The following is a 17,930-nucleotide window of genomic DNA, read 5'->3' as shown; positions in this document are numbered from 1 at the left end:
CATGCTCAAGCAGCGCATCATCACCGCCATCGTCCTGCTGCTGATCCTGCTGCCGGCACTGTTTCATTCGAATCCACTGTACTGGCGCCTGGTCACCTTGGCCCTCACGGCTGCTGCGGCCTGGGAGTGGGGCCGGCTCAACGGGCTGGGTCAGTTGGGCGCCTGGCTGGGAGCCTTTGCCTGCTTCGTGGTTTGTGTCATGGCCTGGGATCTGGGCCTGCTGTCGGCGCAGCATCCCCTGTTGTGGACGGTGGCCGGTGGCGCCTGGGTGCTGGTGGGCGCGGCCTTGATCAAGGCCGGGGTGGCCCGCTGGGGACAGTGGCCCCGAGCCCTGCGCCTGCCCACAGGCCTGCTGGCGCTGTGGCTGACCTGGTTGGCCATGGTGCAGGCGCGCGATGTGGGCATCGCCTTCCTGCTGTCCATCCTCGTACTGGTCTGGATGGCGGACGTTGCCGCCTACTTTGCCGGCAAGGCCTGGGGCGGCCGTTTCAGCAAGGTCAAGTTGGCGCCGACCATTAGCCCGGGCAAGAGCTGGGAGGGGGTCTGGGGTGGCATGCTGGGCGTGGTGCTGCTGGCGCTGGTCTGGCTGGCGCTGGAGCACGCGGGGGTGCTGCCTGCGCCCAGCCTCTATGGCCATCTGCAGGCGCACGGTGGCTGGATCCTGCTGCTGTTGGCCGTGTTGTTCCTGGCAGCCATGAGCGTGGTGGGGGACCTGGTGGAGTCCCTGGTCAAACGCAGCGCCGGCATGAAGGACAGCAGCCGCCTGCTGCCGGGCCACGGCGGCGTGCTTGACCGGGTCGACGCCCTGCTGCCCACACTGCCCCTGGCCATGATGTTCTATTCCGTGCTGTATTGATTTGATGAAACAGCGCATTGCGATACTCGGGTCCACCGGCTCCATCGGCACGAGCACGCTGGATGTGCTGGCGCGCCATCCGGACCGCTTTGAAGTTTTTGCCCTGACCGCGGCCACCCAGGTGGATCTCTTGCTGCAGCAATGCATGCAGTTCCAGCCGCGTTATGCCGTCATGGCCAGCGCCAGCCATGCGACGCAACTCTCCGAACGCCTCGCGGCAGCCGGCGCCAGGACCGAGGTGCTTGGCGGCGCGGCAGGGATCGTCGAGGTGGCAGGGCACGAGGAAGTGGATGCTGTGATGGCGGCCATCGTTGGTGCCGCTGGTCTCGCGCCCTGCCTGGCGGCGGCGCGTGCAGGCAAGCGCCTGCTGCTCGCCAACAAGGAAGCGCTGGTGGTGGGCGGCGATTTTTTCATGCAGACGGTGCGCACGGGTGGTGCCACGCTGCTGCCGATCGACAGCGAGCACTCGGCCATCTTCCAGTCTCTGCCCGAAGACCCGTCCACCTGGGCGCAGCGCGTGGATCGGATCATCCTCACAGCGTCCGGTGGACCGTTCCGCACGCGGGATCCGCAGACCCTGCGCGAGGTCACGCCCGAACAGGCCTGTGCCCATCCGAACTGGGTCATGGGACGCAAGATTTCCGTCGATTCGGCCACCATGATGAACAAGGCTCTGGAGGTGATCGAGGCGCGTTACCTCTTTGGCCTTCCGCCCGAGCGGCTGGAAGTGGTGATCCACCCGCAGAGCGTGATCCATTCCATGGTGCAGTACAGCGACCACTCGGTGGTGGCGCAGCTGGGCACACCCGATATGCGGGTGCCCATCGCCTATGGCCTGTCCTGGCCCGAGCGCATGACATCGGGCGCCGCGGCGCTGGACTTCCACAAGCTGGCGGCCATGACCTTCGAGCCCATGGATGCGCCCGGCCACGGACAGCGTTTTCCCGGCATCGGTCTGGCTTGGGAGGCCATGCGCGGACCGGCGGGCACGACCGCCGTGCTCAACGCGGCCAACGAGGTAGCGGTGGCCGCCTTCCTGGAGCGGCGCATTCGTTTCGACCAGATCCATGCGGTCAACCTGGGCACCCTGGAAGCCGTTGTGCCGGCAGCGCCGCACGCGCTGGATGACCTGCTGGCACTGGACGCGCTGTCGCGCGCGGCGGCGCAGCGGTGCGTGCGCGGGCTGAGCGCCTGAATTGCCAAGGACCGACATGCTGACCGTCATCGCCTTCATCGTGGCCCTCGGCCTGCTGATCGCCATCCATGAGTACGGCCATTACCGCATGGCGGTGGCCTGCGGCGTCAAGGTGCTGCGCTTTTCCGTCGGCTTTGGCCGCACCCTGCTGCGCTGGCAGCCCAAGGGGTCGCCGACCGAGTTCGTGCTGGGGGCTTTCCCCTTGGGGGGCTATGTGCGCATGCTGGACGAGCGCGAGGCCCCGGTGGATCCAGCTGAGCGCCATCTGGCCTTCAACACCCAGCCCTTGCGTTCGCGTGCGCTCATCGTTGCGGCCGGCCCGCTCGCCAATCTTTTGCTGGCTGTGCTGCTGTATGCAGCGGTCAACTGGAGCGGGGTACAGATGGCCAGCCCCGTGCTGGGACGACCGGCGCCCGATTCCATCGCCGAGCGCGCCGGGCTGGTAGGGGGTGAACGGGTCGAGCGTGCCGGTTTTGAAGGCAGCGAGCTGCAGGCCATGAGCTCCTTCGAGGACGTGCGGTGGTTGCTCACGCGGGGAGCCCTGGAAGGGCGTGATGTGCGCCTGTCCCTGGCCGACGCACGTGGGCGTGCGGCCGAAGTGCTGCTGCCCCTGTCGGTCATGCAGGCGCGCGATGCCGATGCCCGTCTGTTTGAGCAGATCGGCATCGTCGCGCCGATGAGCCGTCCTGAGATCGGAGAGATCACTTCGGGCAGCCCTGCGGAGCGTGCCGGCTTGCGCCCCGGTGACTTGGTGCTGAGCCTGGGTGACACCACTGTGGTGGACGGCCGCCAGTTGCGCGAACTGATACGCGCTTCGGTGCTGGAGGGCAAGGCACTCACGAAGAGCTGGCGCATCGAACGCCAGGGCGCCGTCATCCAGCTGGATGTGACCCCCGAGCTGCAAGAGCAGGGCGGGGTGTTCGTCGGCCGCATCGGTGCCTACGTTGGCGTGCCGCCCGAGATGGTGACTGTGCAGTATGGTGCGGTCGAGGGTGTCTGGCAGGGCATGGCGAAGACCTGGGAGGTTTCGGTGCTGACCCTGCGCACCCTCGGGCGCATGGTGATCGGCGAAGCCTCGCTGAAGAACCTCAGCGGTCCGCTGACCATTGCGGACTACGCTGGACGTTCGGCCAGCCTGGGACTGACGTCCTACCTGATATTCCTGGCCTTGATCAGCGTGAGCCTGGGTGTACTCAACCTGCTGCCATTGCCGGTGCTCGATGGCGGACACCTGATGTATTATCTTTGGGAAGGTGTCACAGGCCGGCCCGTGTCGGAGGTCTGGCTCGAGCGCCTGCAGCGTGCCGGCGTCGCCGTGCTGGCGCTCATGATGTCGATCGCGCTGTTCAATGACCTGGCCCGTCTCCTGGGCTGAGCCACCTGCCTAAAGCGGTGTGACTAGCCACATTTCAATTTGACCGATGCAATTCAAACGATATAGCCTGCGCGCCGCTTCCCTGCTGGCCGCTCTGTTGCTGGCCGTACCCATAGCCTGGGCTGCCGAACCTTTCAAGATCCGTGATATCCAGGTCGAGGGTTTGCAGCGTGTCGAGCCCGGCACCGTCTTTGCCTCCATGCCGCTGCGTGTGGGCGACACCTACAACGACGAGAAGGGCGCGGCCTCGATCCGGGCCCTGTTCGCCCTGGGCCTGTTCACCGATGTGCGGCTGGAGATCAAGGCCGATGTGCTGGTGGTGGCCGTCGAGGAGCGACCCAGCGTGGCCAGTGTGGAGTTCATCGGGACCCGCGAATTCGACAAGGATGCGCTGACCAAGGCGCTGAAAGACATCGGTCTGGCCGAGGGGCGGCCTTTCGACAAGGCCCTGCTGGACCGTGCCGAGCAGGAGCTCAAGCGCCAGTACATCAACAAGAGCCTTTATGCAGCCGAGGTGGTGACCACGGTGACGCCGGTCGAGCGCAACCGCGTGAGCCTGGCCTTTACCGTCAATGAAGGCGAGCCCGCCAAGATCAGCGAGATCCGTATCGTCGGCAACAAGGCGTTCTCCGAGTCCACGCTGCGCAACCTTTTTGACCTGGACACCGGCAACTGGATGAGCTGGTACACCAAGTCCAACCGCTATTCGCGGGCGAAGCTCAATGCGGATACCGAGACGCTGCGTTCCTACTATCTGGCGCGCGGTTACCTGGAATTCCAGGTCGATTCGACGCAGGTGGCGATTGCCCCGAACAAGCAGGACATGTCCATTACCCTGAACATCACCGAAGGTGAGCGTTTTGTGGTGGCCGGTGTCCGCCTGGCTGGCAACTACCTCGGACGTGAGGACGAGTTCAAGGCCATGATCACGATCCGCCCCGGCGAGGCCTACAACGCCGACCGGGTGGCCGAGACCACCAAGGCCTTTACCGATCATTTCGGCCGCTTCGGGTATGCCTTTGCGCGTGTGCAGTCCGTGCCCGACATCGATCGCCGAAACAACCGGGTGACACTGGTGCTGCAGGCCGAGCCCTCGCGTAGAGCCTATGTGCGTCGTATCAATGTGGTCGGCAACAATCGCACGCGTGACGAGGTGATCCGCCGCGAATTCCGCCAGTTCGAGTCGTCCTGGTACGACAGCGACAAGATCCGCCTGTCGCGCAACCGGGTCGATCGCCTGGGTTATTTTGGCGAGGTGACCATGGAGACCACCGAGGTGCCGGGCACGGCCGACCAGGTGGACCTGACCGTCAAGGTGGTTGAGCGTGCAACCGGTAGCGTGACTCTGGGTGCCGGCTTTTCCAGCAACGAAGGCCTGGGGCTGACTTTCGGTATCAACCAACAGAATGCTTTCGGCACGGGCCACTCGCTCGGCCTGCAACTCAACACCAGCCGGATCAACCGCGTCATCGTGATCAATACGACCGACCCCTATTTCACTCAGGATGGGGTTTCACGCACCATCGATCTGTACCAGCGAGTCTCACGCCCCTACTACTACGAAGACACCTACGCGCTGGAAACCGTGGGCAGCAGCATACGATTCGGCATTCCCTTCACCGAGCGTGACACGGTCTATCTGGGGGCCGGTGTCGAGCGCACCACGATCCTGCCGGGCACCTACCTGCCGGTGGCCTACCAGAACTATGCCGACCAGTTTGGCTACGCCAGCACGGCCGTGCCCTTGACCCTGGGCTGGGGCCGGGACAACCGCGACAGTGCGCTGGTGCCCAGCAGCGGCAACTTGCAGCGTGCCACGGCCGAGTGGAGCACCTTCGGCGAAGTGCGTTATATCCGCGGCACCTACGCCTACCAGCACTACGTGCCGCTGACCAAGCGGTATACCTTGGCTTTCAACACCGACCTGGCCCTGGGCCAGGGCCTGGATGGTCGACCCTATCCGCTGTTCAAGAATTTCTATGGCGGCGGTCTGGGTTCGGTGCGAGGCTTCGAGGCCGGCAGTCTGGGGCCACGCGACGCGGCCACGGGCCTGACCTACGGCGGTCCGAAGAAGGTCAATTTCAACTTCGAACTGCAGGCACCTTTCCCGGGGGCCGGCAATGACCGCACCCTGCGTCTGTACAGCTTTGTCGATACCGGTAACGTCTACGGTCCGGACGATCCGATTGATCCGGCCAATTTCCGGGCCTCGGCGGGTATCGGCATCAGCTGGATCTCGCCCATGGGACCGTTGCGCCTGGCCTGGGCCACGCCCATCCGGACTTTTGAAGGCGATAGAATCCAATATCTGCAATTCCAGATTGGGACCACATTCTGATGAAGTACTACACCCGACCTGCCATTTTGCTGCTGGGCCTGAGTTTGCTGGCCATGCCGGCGCTGGCCCAGGAGTTCCGGCTAGGGTTCGTCAGCCTGGACCGCATCATCAAGGAAGCGGTGCCGGCCAAGAATGCCCAGGCCAAGCTTGAGCAGGAGTTCTCCAAGCGCGAGAAGGAACTGCAATCCCAGGGGGCTTCCATCAAGGGCATGGCCGACCAGCTCGAGCGCGAGGCGCCCACCCTGTCGGAAAGCCAGCGCGCAACGCGCCAGAAGCAGCTGGTTGAACTGGACCGTGATTTCCAGCGCAAGCGCCGCGAATTCCAGGAAGACGTCAATGCCCGTCGCAACGAAGAACTCCAGCAGGTTTTCGAGCGCGCGAATCGTGTGGTCAAGCAGGTGGCCGACGCCGAGAAATACGACCTGATCCTGCAGGAAGCGGTCTACGTCAATCCGCGGCACGACATCACCGACAAGGTGATCAAGGCCCTCAACGCCACGGTGGCCAAATAAGGTCGCACGGCACTTTGCGGGCAGATCGCGTGTGGCATTGCGTCTAGGCAACATCGTCGAGCAGCTTGGAGGCGAGTTGCTGGGCGATCCTGCGCTGGAAATCCAGGGCCTGGCCCCGCTCGAATCTGCCGGGCCCCGGCACCTCAGCTTCCTCAGCAATCCCAAATACCGTCAGCAACTGGCCGACTCAGACGCCGGTTGTGTGATTGTCGGGCCCCAGATGCGGGCCGAGGCCCAGGCGCGTGGCGCCTGCATCGTGGCCGACAACCCCTATCTCTATTTCGCCCGCGCGACGCAGCTCTGGCAGCGGGCCCGCCAGCGGCCTGCCGGTCCGCGTATCCATCCGAGCGCAGTGATTGACCCCGATGCCCATATCGACCCGCTGGCCGAAATCGGCCCCCTGTGCGTAGTCGAACGCGGTGCCCGTGTGGGTGCGCACAGCGTGCTCAAGTCGCGTGTCACAGTCAGTGTGGACTGCGTGATCGGCGAGCGCTGCATCCTGCACCCGGGCGTAGTGATAGGCGCCGACGGCTTCGGCTTTGCCAAGGATGGCGAGTCCTGGGTCAAGATCGAGCAGCTGGGGGCGGTGCGCATCGGCAATGATGTCGAGATCGGCGCCAACACCTGCATCGACCGCGGTGCCCTGGCGGACACGGTGATCGAGGACGGGGTCAAGCTCGACAACCTGATCCAGATCGGTCACAACGTGCGCGTGGGCCGCAACACGGCCATGGCCGGCTGTGTCGGCGTGGCCGGCAGCGCCACCATCGGTGCCAACTGCACCATCGGCGGCAGTGCCGGTGTGCTGGGCCATCTGACCATTGCAGACGGTGTGAACGTCTCTTCCTTTTCCCTGGTCACGCGCTCGCTCAACAAGCCGGGCCACTACACCGGCTTCTATCCGCTGGAGGACAATGCGTCCTGGGAAAAGAACGCGGCCACACTCAAGCAGCTCTCTACATTGCGCGAGCGCGTGCGCGCGCTGGAAAAAGAACTCAAGGAAACAAAAAAATGATCGCCATGGACATCCACAAGATCCTCAAGCTGCTGCCCCATCGTTACCCTATCCTGCTGGTGGACCGGGTGCTGGAGCTCGAGAAGGGCAAGCGCATCAAGGCAGTGAAGAACGTCACGATCAACGAAGACTTCTTCAATGGTCATTTCCCCAACCGCCCCGTCATGCCTGGCGTGCTCATGCTCGAGGCCCTGGCCCAGACGGCGGCCCTGCTGTCCTTTGAAACCCTGGGTCATGCCCTCGACGAGAACACGGTGTACTACTTTGCCGGCATCGACAATGCGCGCTTCAAGCGCCCGGTCGAGCCGGGCGACCAGCTCATTCTTGAAGCCGAGCTGGAACGTTCCAAGGCCGGCATCTACAAATTCAAAGTCTGGGCCAGTGTGGACGGCGAGCGCGCCGTCGAGGCCGACATCCTGTGCACCATGCGCAAGGTCAGTTGAGGGCGCAGCGTGACGCAGATCCATACGACGGCCATCGTCGATCCCCAGGCCGAGCTTGACAGCTCGGTGGCGGTCGGTCCTTACACGGTGATCGGACCGCATGTGAAGGTGGGCGCCGGTACGGTGATCGGTCCGCACTGCCTGATCGAAGGGCGCACGACCATAGGCAGGGACAACCGCATCTTCCAGTTCAATTCGCTGGGTTCCGTCTCGCAGGACAAGAAATACAAGGATGAGCCTTGCGAGCTGCACATCGGGGACCGCAACACGATCCGGGAGTTCTGCAGCTTTCACATCGGCACAGCACAGGACAAGAGCGATACCCGCATCGGCGATGACAACTGGATCATGGCCTATGTGCACATTGCCCACGACTGTGTCGTCGGCAACCATGTGACCATGGCCAACAACGCCACCTTGGCCGGACACGTCGAGATCGGCGACTGGGCCACGGTGGGCGGGCTCACCGGCATTCTGCAACGCATGCGCATCGGCCCTCACACCATGATCGGGTTTGCCAGCCATGTGGCCAAGGACATCCCGCCGTACATGGTGGTGGATGGCAATCCGCTCACCGTACGTGCTGTCAACCTCGTGGGTTTGCGGCGCCGGGATTTTTCGGATCAGCGCATCGCCGCCATACGCGAGATGCACAAGATCCTGTACCGCCAGAACCTCACGGTCGAGCAGGCGCGCACAGCCATCATCGCATTGCCGCAGACCTGGCCCGAAGCCGCAGGCGACGTGGCGTTGATGGACGCCTTCCTGGCCAACGCCACCAACGGCATTGCCCGCTGAGAGACCACGCATGATGTCCCAGCCGCGCGTCGCGATGGTGGCGGGCGAGACCTCCGGGGACTTGCTGGCTGGCCTCTTGCTTGATGGCGTCCAGGCGCGCTGGCCCCAGTCCCAGTCTCTCGGTATCGGCGGGCCGCAGATGGTCCGGCGCGGATTCCAGGCCTGGTGGCCTAGCGAGAAGCTGGCTGTGAGTGGTTATGTCGAAGTGCTGCGCCACTACCGCGAGCTTGTGGGCATCCGCGACCAGCTCCGCACGCGACTGCTACAGGAGCGGCCCGATGTGTTCATCGGTGTGGACGCACCTGACTTCAATCTGGATCTCGAACGCGATTTGCGCTCCGCGGGCATCCGCACCGTCCACTTTGTGTGCCCCTCGATCTGGGCTTGGCGTCCCGAGCGCGTGCACAAGATCAAGGACAGTGTGGACCATGTGCTGTGCATCTTCCCATTTGAAGTGGAATTGCTGGCTCGGCACGGCATCGCTGCTACCTATGTAGGCCATCCCTTGGCCAATGTGATTCCCCTGCGGCCCGATCGCGCCGCCGCGCGTGTCTCGCTGGGCGTGGCGACCGATGCGCAGGTCGTGGCCATCCTGCCGGGCAGCCGCGCGGGCGAGATCAAGCAGTTGGCAGAACGCTTCTTTTGTGCGGCAGCCCTGATGCACCGGGACCGGCCGCAGCTGCAGTTCCTCGTTCCAGCCATTCCCGCCCTGCGCGCGCGCATCGAGCAAGCCGCGCGCGCTGCGGGCATGGAAGGGCGCTTGCGCATTCTCGACGGCCAGTCGCACACCGTGCTCGCAGCCTGTGATGTGACCCTGATCGCCAGTGGCACGGCCACGCTGGAGGCGGCCCTGTTCAAGCGGCCCATGGTGATTTCCTATGCCGTGAACTGGTTGACCTACCAGATCATGAAACGCAAGCAGCTGCAGCCTTGGGTCGGCCTGCCCAACGTGCTGTGCCGCGACTTCGTCGTGCCCGAACTGCTGCAGCAAGAAGCCACGCCCGAGAAGCTGGCTGCGGCCACGCTGCAGTGGCTGGACACGCCCGAGCGCGTCGCGGCCCTGGAGCAGACTTTCATGGCGCTGCATGCCGAACTGCAGCGCGACACCTCTAGACTGGCTGCCGATGCGATCGCGCAAGTTCTTGCAGGCTGAACAGGCCGCGCTGATGTGGGACACGCCGGGCCTGATCGCCGGGGTGGATGAGGCCGGCCGTGGCCCCCTGGCCGGCCCGGTGGTGGCGGCCGCCGTGATCCTGGATGATCTGAATCCCATCCAGGGCCTGGCCGACTCCAAGAAGCTCACGGCCCTGCGTCGCGAGAAGCTCTACGACGAGATCCGCGCCAAGGCCCTGTGCTGTTCCATTGCCGAGGCGAGTGTGGAGGAGATCGACCGCCTCAACATCCTGCAGGCCACGCTGCTGGCCATGCGCCGAGCCGTCGAGGGCCTGCGCCTCAAGCCGGCCAAGGTGCTGGTCGACGGCAACCGCCTGCCTGTGCTGGATGTGCTGGCCGAGGCCATCGTCAAGGGAGACGCAACCGTGCCCGCGATTTCGGCCGCTTCCATCCTGGCCAAGGTACACCGCGACCGCTGGTGCGCCGAATACGACCGCGAGTTCCCGCAGTATGGTTTTGCCGCACACAAGGGCTACGGCACGGCCGAGCACCTGGCGGCGCTGCGTGCGCACGGTGCCTGCCCGCAGCATCGCAAGACTTTTGCCCCGGTGACGGAGGTCTTGCGATGAGTGCTCAGCCGACACTGATCAGCTCGCGCGACAACCCGCTGCTCAAGGAACTGCGCCGGCTGGTGCAGGACGGCACGGCCTACCGCAAGACCGGGCGCTTCTGGGTCGAGGGGGACCATCTCTGTCGCGCTGCCTTGCTGCGCGCCCAAAAACCGGCTATTGCGGTGTTCGCCGAATCGGTCTGGCCAGTTTTTGCGGCCGAGTTCGGAGCCTCTGCGGCCAAGACCATCCTGGTGCCCGATGCACTGTTCGACGGCATCAGTGGCCTTGAATCACCCTCCCGGCTGGGCTTTGCATTCGACCTTCCGGCCGACACGGCGCTACAGTCCGGCCTGGCCTCCGTCATTCTGGACCGCGTGCAGGACGCCGGCAATGTGGGGTCCATCCTGCGCAGTGCGGCGGCCTTCGGCTTCCAGCAGGTGATCGCCATAAAGGGGACGGCGGCTTTGTGGAGCCCCAAGGTGCTGCGTGCCGGCATGGGCGCGCATTTCGCACTGCGTCTGGTCGAGAGCGTGGAGCCGGTGGTCCTCGATGAACTGGCCGTGCCCATCATCGTGACCAGTTCGCACCAGGGTGAACTGATCCACCGACAGAAACTGCCCTGGCCTTGCGCCTGGGCTTTGGGCCACGAAGGGCAGGGCGTTGGTGCTGAACTGATGTCGCGTGCCGCGCTCTGCGTGCGCATCGCCCAGCCCGGCGGCGAGGAGTCGCTCAATGTGGCCGCGGCCGCCGCCATCTGCCTGCACGCCAGCGCCGTGACGGGCGCGTCGGTCTGAGCCGGTTCTCCACGCCCTTGCAAGGCGGCTGCTCAAGGTGAGCAATGCGAGGGGACCTCGGCCCTAAGCTATAATCTTGAACTGTTCAGAAATCCAGCCGCCCCAGCGCATTTCAGGCCGAACATCCCTCTCAAAAGCAGCAGCCAGGACCCGTTTCCTGTAAGTGCGTGGGCGCGCCCGTAACCAACGGAGTACCCAGTGCTTTTGTCTCTCCAGGGAACCACCCCTCACGCCATCCTGGCGCTCGCAGACGGCACGGTCTTTCTCGGCAATTCCATCGGTGCCAACGGCACCACAGTCGGCGAAGTGGTGTTCAACACCGCCATGACCGGCTACCAGGAAATCCTCACTGATCCGAGCTATTGCCGGCAGATCGTGACCCTCACGTATCCGCACATCGGCAACTACGGCATCAACACCGAGGACATCGAAGCCGACAAAGTCCATGCCGCCGGTCTCATCATCAAGGACCTGCCCCTGCTGGCCTCCAACTTCCGCAGCACCGAGACACTCTCCCATTACCTGGTGCGCGAGAAGACCGTGGCGATTGCCAACCTCGACACCCGCAAGCTCACGCGCCTGCTGCGCAGCAAGGGCGCGCAGAACGGCGCCATCGTTGCGCTCAAGGCCGGCGAGGCCGTGAGCCAGGCCCGTATCGACGAAGCCCTGGCCGCCGCCAAGGCCGCGCCCAGCATGAAGGGCCTGGACTTGGCCCAGGTCGTGACCACCGCCAAGCCCTATCCCTGGGACCAGACCGAATGGACCCTGGGTTCAGGCTACGGCAAGCAGGCCACCCCGCGCTTTCACGTCGTGGCCTATGACTACGGTGTCAAGAAGAACATCTTGCGCATGCTGGCCCAACGGGGTTGCAAGCTCACCGTGGTGCCGGCCAAGACGCCCGCCAAGGACGTGCTGGCGCTCAAGCCCGACGGCGTGTTTCTCTCCAACGGCCCGGGGGACCCGGAGCCCTGTGATTACGCCATCACCGCCGTGCGCGAGATCATCGAGACCGGTATTCCGACCTTCGGCATCTGCTTGGGTCACCAGATCATGGCCCTGGCCTCGGGCGCCAAGACCTTCAAGATGCAGAACAGCCACCACGGCGCCAACCATCCGGTCAAGGACCTGGACAACGGCCGTGTGAGCATCACCAGCCAGAACCACGGCTTTGCCGTGGAGATGGAATCGCTGCCCGCGAATCTGCGCGCCACGCACGTCAGCCTGTTCGACGGCACGCTGCAGGGCCTGACCCGCACCGACAAGCCGGCTTTCTGCTTCCAGGGCCACCCGGAAGCCTCGCCCGGCCCGCACGATATCGCCTACCTGTTCGACCGCTTCACGGCGCTGATGGAGAAGAAGTAAATGCCCAAGCGTTCAGACATCAAGAGCATCCTGATCATCGGCGCCGGTCCGATCATCATCGGCCAGGCCTGCGAGTTCGATTACTCCGGCGTGCAGGCCTGCAAGGCCCTGCGCGAAGAGGGCTACAAGGTCATCCTGATCAACAGCAACCCGGCCACGATCATGACCGACCCGGCGACGGCCGACGTCACCTACATCGAGCCCATCACCTGGCAGACGGTCGAGAAGATCATCGCCAAGGAAAAGCCCGACGCCATCCTGCCCACCATGGGTGGCCAGACCGCACTGAACTGCGCGCTGGACCTGTGGCACCACGGCGTGCTCGAGAAATACAAGGTCGAGCTCATCGGTGCCACGCCCGAGGCCATCGACAAAGCCGAAGACCGCCAGAAGTTCAAGCAGGCCATGACAAAGATCGGCCTGGGCTCGGCACGTTCGGGCATCGCCCACAGCATGGAAGAAGCCTGGGCTGTGCAGAAGACCGTGGGCTTCCCCACGGTCATCCGTCCCAGCTTCACGCTGGGCGGAACCGGCGGCGGCATCGCTTACAACCCCGAGGAGTTCGAGGTCATCTGCAAGCGTGGCCTGGAGGCCTCTCCGACCAAAGAGCTGCTCATTGAAGAGTCGCTGCTGGGCTGGAAAGAGTACGAGATGGAAGTCGTTCGGGACAAGGCCGACAACTGCATCATCGTCTGCTCGATCGAGAACCTGGACCCCATGGGTGTGCATACCGGTGACTCCATCACCGTGGCCCCGGCCCAGACCCTGACCGACAAGGAATACCAGATCATGCGCAATGCCTCGCTGGCGGTGCTGCGTGAAATCGGTGTGGATACGGGCGGCTCCAACGTCCAGTTCTCGATCAACCCCAAGGACGGGCGCATGATCGTGATCGAGATGAACCCACGAGTGAGCCGCTCTTCGGCGCTGGCTTCCAAGGCCACGGGTTTCCCGATCGCCAAGGTCGCGGCCAAGCTGGCTGTGGGCTACACCCTGGACGAGCTGCGCAACGACATCACTGGCGGCGCCACGCCGGCCAGCTTCGAGCCCAGCATCGACTACGTGGTCACCAAGATCCCGCGTTTCGCCTTCGAGAAATTCCCCACGGCCGACAGCCGCCTGACCACGCAGATGAAGTCGGTGGGCGAAGTGATGGCCATGGGCCGCACCTTCCAGGAATCGTTCCAGAAGGCCTTGCGCGGCCTGGAAGTGGGCGTCGACGGCATGAACGAGAAGACCCAGGACCGTGAGGTGCTGGAGAAGGAACTGGGCGAGCCTGGCCCCGAGCGCATCTGGTATGTCGGTGATGCCTTTGCCATGGGCCTGTCGGTGGACGAGGTCTATGACCTGACCAAGATCGACAAGTGGTTCCTGGTGCAGATCGAGGAGATCGTCAAGATCGAACTCGACCTGGACAAGCTGGCCGCCGAGAAGGGCGACAAGGCCCTGGCTGCACTGGATGCAGTCACGCTGCGCGCTCTAAAGAAAAAGGGCTTCTCGGACCGCCGCTTGGCCAAGTTGCTCAAGACCACGGAGAAGCAGTTGCGCGACACCCGTCGCAAGCTGGGTGTGCGTCCGGTCTACAAACGCGTGGACACCTGTGCCGCCGAGTTCGCCACCAACACCGCCTACATGTACTCGAGCTACGAGGACGAGTGCGAGGCCGAGCCGACGAACAAGAAAAAGATCATGGTGCTGGGCGGTGGCCCCAACCGCATCGGCCAGGGCATCGAGTTCGACTACTGCTGCGTGCATGCCGCACTCGCCATGCGCGAGGACGGCTACGAGACCATCATGGTCAACTGCAACCCCGAGACCGTGTCCACCGACTACGACACCTCGGACCGCCTGTACTTCGAGCCACTGACGCTGGAAGACGTGCTCGAGATCGTGGACAAGGAAAAGCCGACGGGCGTGATCGTGCAGTACGGCGGCCAGACCCCGCTCAAGCTGGCGCTGGGCCTGGAGGCCGAAGGCGTGCCGATCATCGGGACCAGTCCGGACATGATCGATGCGGCCGAAGACCGCGAGCGTTTCTCGGCCCTGCTGCGCACCTTGAACCTGAAACAGCCGCCCAATGCCACCGCGCGTACCGAGCCGGAAGCGCTGGAGAAGGCCGCTACCCTGGGGTACCCCCTGGTGGTGCGTCCCAGCTACGTGCTGGGTGGCCGCGCCATGGAGATCGTGCACGAGCAGCGCGACCTGGAGCGTTACATGCGCGAGGCCGTCAAGGTCAGCAACGACAGTCCGGTGCTGCTGGACCGTTTCCTGAACGACGCCATCGAGTGCGACGTGGACTGCCTGCGCGATCCCGAAGGCAAGACCTTCATCGGCGGCGTGATGGAGCACATCGAACAGGCGGGTGTGCACAGCGGCGACTCCGCCTGCTCGCTGCCGCCGTACTCGCTCTCCAAGGCCACGGTGGATGAACTCAAGCGCCAGTCGGCCGCCATGGCAGGGGCCCTGCACGTGGTTGGCCTGATGAACGTACAGTTCGCGATCCAGAAGCAGGACGGCAAGGACGTGATCTTCGTGCTGGAGGTGAACCCGCGCGCCTCGCGTACCGTGCCCTACGTTTCCAAGGCCACGGGCATCCAGCTGGCCAAGGTGGCGGCACGCTGCATGGCCGGCCAGACCCTGGCCTCGCAAGGCATCACCAAGGAAGTGACGCCGCCTTATTTCAGCGTGAAAGAGGCCGTGTTCCCCTTCGTCAAGTTCCCCGGTGTGGACACCATCCTCGGCCCCGAGATGAAGTCCACCGGCGAAGTGATGGGGGTGGGCAAGACCTTTGGCGAGGCCTTTGTCAAGTCGCAGCTCGGTGCTGGTACCCGCCTGCCCAGGTCGGGCAAGGCCTTCATCTCCGTCAAGCAGAACGACAAGCCGCGTGCCGTGGCCGTGGCCCGTGGCCTGATCGCCATGGGCTTCACCGTGGTGGCTACCAAAGGTACGGCGGCCGCCATCGAGGCGGCCGGTCTGGTCTGCGAGATCGTCAACAAGGTGACCGAAGGCCGTCCCAACATCGTGGACATGATCAAGAACGAGGAAATCGCCCTGGTCATCAACACGGTGGAAGAACGCCGCAACGCCATCGCCGATTCGCGCTACATCCGCACCTCGGCCCTGCTGGCCCGCGTGACCACCTTCACCACCATCGCCGGTGCCGAAGCGGCCGTCGAAGGCATGAAGTACATGGACAATCTGGACGTGTATTCGGTGCAGGAACTGCACGCCCAACTGGCATAATCTTCCGAACCCCCTGGGGCAGGCCCGCGCCACGCGCCGGTCTGCCCCCTTTACTTTTACCCCTTAATAACTTCAGAGACATGGCCACCATTCCGATCACGACCCGCGGCGCTGAAAAGCTCAAGGCCGAATTGCACCGTCTCAAGACGGTGGATCGCCCTGGGGTGATCAATGCCATTGCCGAAGCGCGCGCCCAGGGCGACCTGAGCGAAAATGCCGAATACGATGCCGCCAAGGATCGCCAGGGTTTTATCGAGGGGCGTATCCAGGAGATCGAGAGCAAGCTCTCGGCCTCCCAGGTCATCGACCCGAGCTCCATCGACGCTGGCGGCAAGGTGGTGTTCGGTGCCACCGTTGAGCTGGAGGATGAATCCACCGGCGACGCGGTGACCTATCAGATCGTTGGCGAGGACGAGGCCGACCTCAAGCTGGGCCTGATCAACGTCGGCAGCCCCATCGCCCGTGCCCTGATCGGCAAGGAGGAGGGCGACACGGCCGAAGTGCAGGCGCCGGGCGGCGTCAAGCGCTACGAGATCGTGGGTGTCAGCTACCGCTGAGCGTTATGGAGTCCGGCGCATGCGCCTGATGATGCGTCAACAACTTTCCTTGTGGGCCGCCGCTCTCTGGTGGGGTAGCCTGACGACCGTCGGTTTCCTGGTGGTGCCTCTGCTGTTCGTGCACCTGCCCAGTCCGGCCGTGGCCGGTGCCATGGCGGCGAAGCTCTTCAGTGCCCAGACCTGGGTTTCGGTGGTCTGCGCCACGCCGCTCCTGCTCTTTCAGAGCAGATCGCCGGGGGAAGAGGGGGCGAACGCCGGACAGGCCGCACAACTGTTCATCGTGGGTGGCCTGCTGCTATCCCTGCTGGTGGAGTTCGCGGTGGCGCCGCGTATCGTGGCGCGGGAGAACTTGGCGTTATGGCACCGGGTGGGCAGCGGGATGTACCTGCTGCAGTGGATTTGTGCCGCCAGCACCTTCTGGCGGGTGGGCAAGCGTCAGGTCTGACTGCGCTTCTTGATGCTGGTCTGTTTGGGCTTGGCCCGCTTGACCTTGCCGCCGGGCGTCAGACGCTGGTTGCCCAGCACGCGCAGGACCTGGACTTCCGGGCGCTGACCGCCGCGTTTGCTGAATTTGAGCACCTTGACGTCGCGCGGGCCGGGCATGCGGTCCTCGTCTTCAGTGCGTTCTTTCTCCGGCTTGGGGCGCCAGAGCACCAGCAGCTTGCCGATGTGTTGGATGGGGGCTGCGCTGAGCTCCTCGGCCAGGGTCTGGAAGATGGTTTCGCGGGCGGTGCGGTCGTCCGAGAAGACCCGCACCTTGATCAGGCCGTGGGCCTTGAGGGCGGAGTCGGTTTCCTTCTTGACGGCGGCCGTCAGGCCGTCGTTGCCGATCATCACAACGGGGTCGAGGTGATGGGCTTCGGCACGGAATTCCTTGCGCTCAGCGGGAGTCAGTTGTATAGCAGGCATCTAGGTATTATCCCTTGTTAGCAGCTGGTTGGCGCCAGTTGTACTTGAAAGAGAAAATGAAAGTCAACACCAAGAGCAAGAAGGTCAACAAGGCCTGGCTCAATGACCACGTCAACGATACCTACGTCAAGCTGGCGCAGAAGGAGGGGTATCGGGCGCGGGCGGCCTACAAGCTCAAGGAAATCGACGAAACCCTGCGCCTGGTCAAACCAGGCCAGGTGGTGGTGGACCTGGGCTGTGCGCCTGGCGCCTGGAGCCAGTACCTGCGCCGACGCATGGCCCCCGGCGGAGCGGCCGTTGGCGAGCTCAAGGGCACCATCATCGGCCTGGATCTGTTGCCCATGGAACCTATCGAGGGGGTGCAGTACATTCAGGGCGACTTTGGCGAGCCCGAGGTGCTGGCTCGGTTGGAAGCGCTGCTGCAGGGCCGCCAGGCCGACGTGGTGGTCTCGGACATGGCGCCCAACCTCTCGGGTCTGTCCTCGGTCGACGCGGCCCGGATGGAACATCTGATCGAGCTGGCCATCGACTTCTGCCAGCACCATCTCAAGCCTTCGGGCGCCCTGGTGGCCAAGGTGTTCCATGGACGCGGCTACGAGGAGATTGTCCAGCACTTCCGGGCCAGTTTCCAGACCGTCAAACCCATCAAACCCAAGGCCTCGCGTGACCGTTCGTCCGAAACCTTTCTGGTCGGTGTGGGTTTGAAACAGCAGCCGACCGGCTGATCTGGCGCAATGGCCGGCGAGATGGGCGACGGATAGGCGTGAAATCGGCCGTAAATCCCATGCAGAACCCATGGCTGTAGCCGA

At 64.2% G+C, this 17,930-nt stretch carries 17 protein-coding genes; 16 read left to right on the top strand and 1 reads right to left on the bottom strand.

What is annotated here, in order from left to right:
- Position 1: 1 nt before the first annotated feature.
- The 15 genes from AC07NT_RS08825 (at position 2) to AC07NT_RS08755 (ending at position 16,657) form a co-directional block, all read left to right on the top strand.
- The gene (locus tag AC07NT_RS08825) at positions 2-856 is read left to right on the top strand and encodes a phosphatidate cytidylyltransferase (RefSeq protein ID WP_498596830.1); all 855 of its coding nucleotides are present in this window, start codon (positions 2-4) and stop codon (positions 854-856) included.
- 4 nt (positions 857-860) lie between these two features.
- Positions 861-2,051 carry a 1-deoxy-D-xylulose-5-phosphate reductoisomerase gene (gene ispC, locus AC07NT_RS08820; RefSeq protein WP_498596831.1) on the top strand — a complete coding sequence of 397 codons (1,191 nt, stop codon included), beginning with the start codon at positions 861-863 and terminating at the stop codon, positions 2,049-2,051.
- Positions 2,052-2,067: 16 nt separating this feature from the next.
- Positions 2,068-3,426 carry an RIP metalloprotease RseP gene (gene rseP, locus AC07NT_RS08815; RefSeq protein WP_498596832.1) on the top strand — a complete coding sequence of 453 codons (1,359 nt, stop codon included), beginning with the start codon at positions 2,068-2,070 and terminating at the stop codon, positions 3,424-3,426.
- A gap of 46 nt (positions 3,427-3,472) precedes the next feature.
- On the top strand, positions 3,473-5,764 hold the full coding sequence (gene bamA, locus AC07NT_RS08810; protein WP_498596833.1) for an outer membrane protein assembly factor BamA: 2,292 nt from the start codon (positions 3,473-3,475) through the stop codon (positions 5,762-5,764).
- Complete coding sequence (locus tag AC07NT_RS08805) at positions 5,764-6,276, top strand: OmpH/Skp family outer membrane protein (RefSeq protein WP_498596834.1); 513 nt, start codon at positions 5,764-5,766, stop codon at positions 6,274-6,276. The genes bamA and AC07NT_RS08805 overlap by 1 nt, the downstream gene beginning before the upstream one ends.
- 31 nt (positions 6,277-6,307) lie before the next feature.
- Positions 6,308-7,291, top strand: a complete 984-nt coding sequence (gene lpxD / locus AC07NT_RS08800) for a UDP-3-O-(3-hydroxymyristoyl)glucosamine N-acyltransferase (protein ID WP_498596835.1) — start codon at positions 6,308-6,310, stop codon at positions 7,289-7,291.
- Positions 7,292-7,296: 5 nt separating this feature from the next.
- Complete coding sequence (gene fabZ, locus AC07NT_RS08795; protein ID WP_493034169.1) at positions 7,297-7,734, top strand: 3-hydroxyacyl-ACP dehydratase FabZ; 438 nt, start codon at positions 7,297-7,299, stop codon at positions 7,732-7,734.
- 9 nt (positions 7,735-7,743) lie between these two features.
- On the top strand, positions 7,744-8,532 hold the full coding sequence (gene lpxA, locus AC07NT_RS08790; RefSeq protein ID WP_498596836.1) for an acyl-ACP--UDP-N-acetylglucosamine O-acyltransferase: 789 nt from the start codon (positions 7,744-7,746) through the stop codon (positions 8,530-8,532).
- A 10-nt stretch (positions 8,533-8,542) separates the two neighbouring features.
- Complete coding sequence (gene lpxB / locus AC07NT_RS08785; RefSeq protein ID WP_498596837.1) at positions 8,543-9,685, top strand: lipid-A-disaccharide synthase; 1,143 nt, start codon at positions 8,543-8,545, stop codon at positions 9,683-9,685.
- On the top strand, positions 9,657-10,274 hold the full coding sequence (gene rnhB, locus AC07NT_RS08780) for a ribonuclease HII (protein WP_498596838.1): 618 nt from the start codon (positions 9,657-9,659) through the stop codon (positions 10,272-10,274). Before lpxB ends, rnhB begins: the two co-directional genes overlap by 29 nt.
- Positions 10,271-11,050 carry a TrmH family RNA methyltransferase gene (locus AC07NT_RS08775; RefSeq protein WP_498596839.1) on the top strand — a complete coding sequence of 260 codons (780 nt, stop codon included), beginning with the start codon at positions 10,271-10,273 and terminating at the stop codon, positions 11,048-11,050. Before rnhB ends, AC07NT_RS08775 begins: the two co-directional genes overlap by 4 nt.
- A gap of 198 nt (positions 11,051-11,248) precedes the next feature.
- Positions 11,249-12,412: a glutamine-hydrolyzing carbamoyl-phosphate synthase small subunit gene (gene carA / locus AC07NT_RS08770; protein WP_498596840.1), complete on the top strand. Its 1,164-nt coding sequence runs from the start codon at positions 11,249-11,251 to the stop codon at positions 12,410-12,412.
- On the top strand, positions 12,413-15,655 hold the full coding sequence (carB, locus tag AC07NT_RS08765; protein WP_498596841.1) for a carbamoyl-phosphate synthase large subunit: 3,243 nt from the start codon (positions 12,413-12,415) through the stop codon (positions 15,653-15,655).
- Between the two features lie 80 nt (positions 15,656-15,735).
- Entirely contained in the window at positions 15,736-16,212 is a 477-nt protein-coding gene (gene greA, locus AC07NT_RS08760) for a transcription elongation factor GreA (RefSeq protein ID WP_498596842.1), read from the top strand.
- Between the two features lie 31 nt (positions 16,213-16,243).
- The gene (locus tag AC07NT_RS08755) at positions 16,244-16,657 is read left to right on the top strand and encodes a DUF4149 domain-containing protein (RefSeq protein ID WP_498612058.1); all 414 of its coding nucleotides are present in this window, start codon (positions 16,244-16,246) and stop codon (positions 16,655-16,657) included.
- Here the strand turns inward: AC07NT_RS08755 and AC07NT_RS08750 are convergent.
- The gene (locus AC07NT_RS08750; RefSeq protein ID WP_498596843.1) at positions 16,648-17,121 is read right to left on the bottom strand and encodes a YhbY family RNA-binding protein; all 474 of its coding nucleotides are present in this window, start codon (positions 17,119-17,121) and stop codon (positions 16,648-16,650) included. The two genes, AC07NT_RS08755 and AC07NT_RS08750, sit on opposite strands and share 10 nt — an antisense overlap.
- 56 nt (positions 17,122-17,177) lie before the next feature.
- Between AC07NT_RS08750 and AC07NT_RS08745 the strand changes: the two genes are divergently transcribed.
- Entirely contained in the window at positions 17,178-17,846 is a 669-nt protein-coding gene (locus AC07NT_RS08745; RefSeq protein WP_498596844.1) for an RlmE family RNA methyltransferase, read from the top strand.
- The last annotated feature ends 84 nt before the right edge of the window (positions 17,847-17,930 follow it).

This window comes from Hylemonella sp. GW821-FHT10B10, assembly GCF_059415585.1.
This window is presented reverse-complemented; position numbering and strand designations above follow the sequence as displayed.

Coding starts and splice junctions, on each gene's coding strand:
- AC07NT_RS08825 (WP_498596830.1), top strand. CDS start 2: ATGCTCAAGCAGCGCATCATCACCGCCATCGTCCTGCTGCTGATCCTG.
- ispC (WP_498596831.1), top strand. CDS start 861: ATGAAACAGCGCATTGCGATACTCGGGTCCACCGGCTCCATCGGCACG.
- rseP (WP_498596832.1), top strand. CDS start 2,068: ATGCTGACCGTCATCGCCTTCATCGTGGCCCTCGGCCTGCTGATCGCC.
- bamA (WP_498596833.1), top strand. CDS start 3,473: ATGCAATTCAAACGATATAGCCTGCGCGCCGCTTCCCTGCTGGCCGCT.
- AC07NT_RS08805 (WP_498596834.1), top strand. CDS start 5,764: ATGAAGTACTACACCCGACCTGCCATTTTGCTGCTGGGCCTGAGTTTG.
- fabZ (WP_493034169.1), top strand. CDS start 7,297: ATGGACATCCACAAGATCCTCAAGCTGCTGCCCCATCGTTACCCTATC.
- lpxB (WP_498596837.1), top strand. CDS start 8,543: ATGATGTCCCAGCCGCGCGTCGCGATGGTGGCGGGCGAGACCTCCGGG.
- rnhB (WP_498596838.1), top strand. CDS start 9,657: ATGCGATCGCGCAAGTTCTTGCAGGCTGAACAGGCCGCGCTGATGTGG.
- AC07NT_RS08775 (WP_498596839.1), top strand. CDS start 10,271: ATGAGTGCTCAGCCGACACTGATCAGCTCGCGCGACAACCCGCTGCTC.
- carB (WP_498596841.1), top strand. CDS start 12,413: ATGCCCAAGCGTTCAGACATCAAGAGCATCCTGATCATCGGCGCCGGT.
- greA (WP_498596842.1), top strand. CDS start 15,736: ATGGCCACCATTCCGATCACGACCCGCGGCGCTGAAAAGCTCAAGGCC.
- AC07NT_RS08755 (WP_498612058.1), top strand. CDS start 16,244: ATGCGTCAACAACTTTCCTTGTGGGCCGCCGCTCTCTGGTGGGGTAGC.
- AC07NT_RS08750 (WP_498596843.1), bottom strand. CDS start 17,121: ATGCCTGCTATACAACTGACTCCCGCTGAGCGCAAGGAATTCCGTGCC.
- AC07NT_RS08745 (WP_498596844.1), top strand. CDS start 17,178: ATGAAAGTCAACACCAAGAGCAAGAAGGTCAACAAGGCCTGGCTCAAT.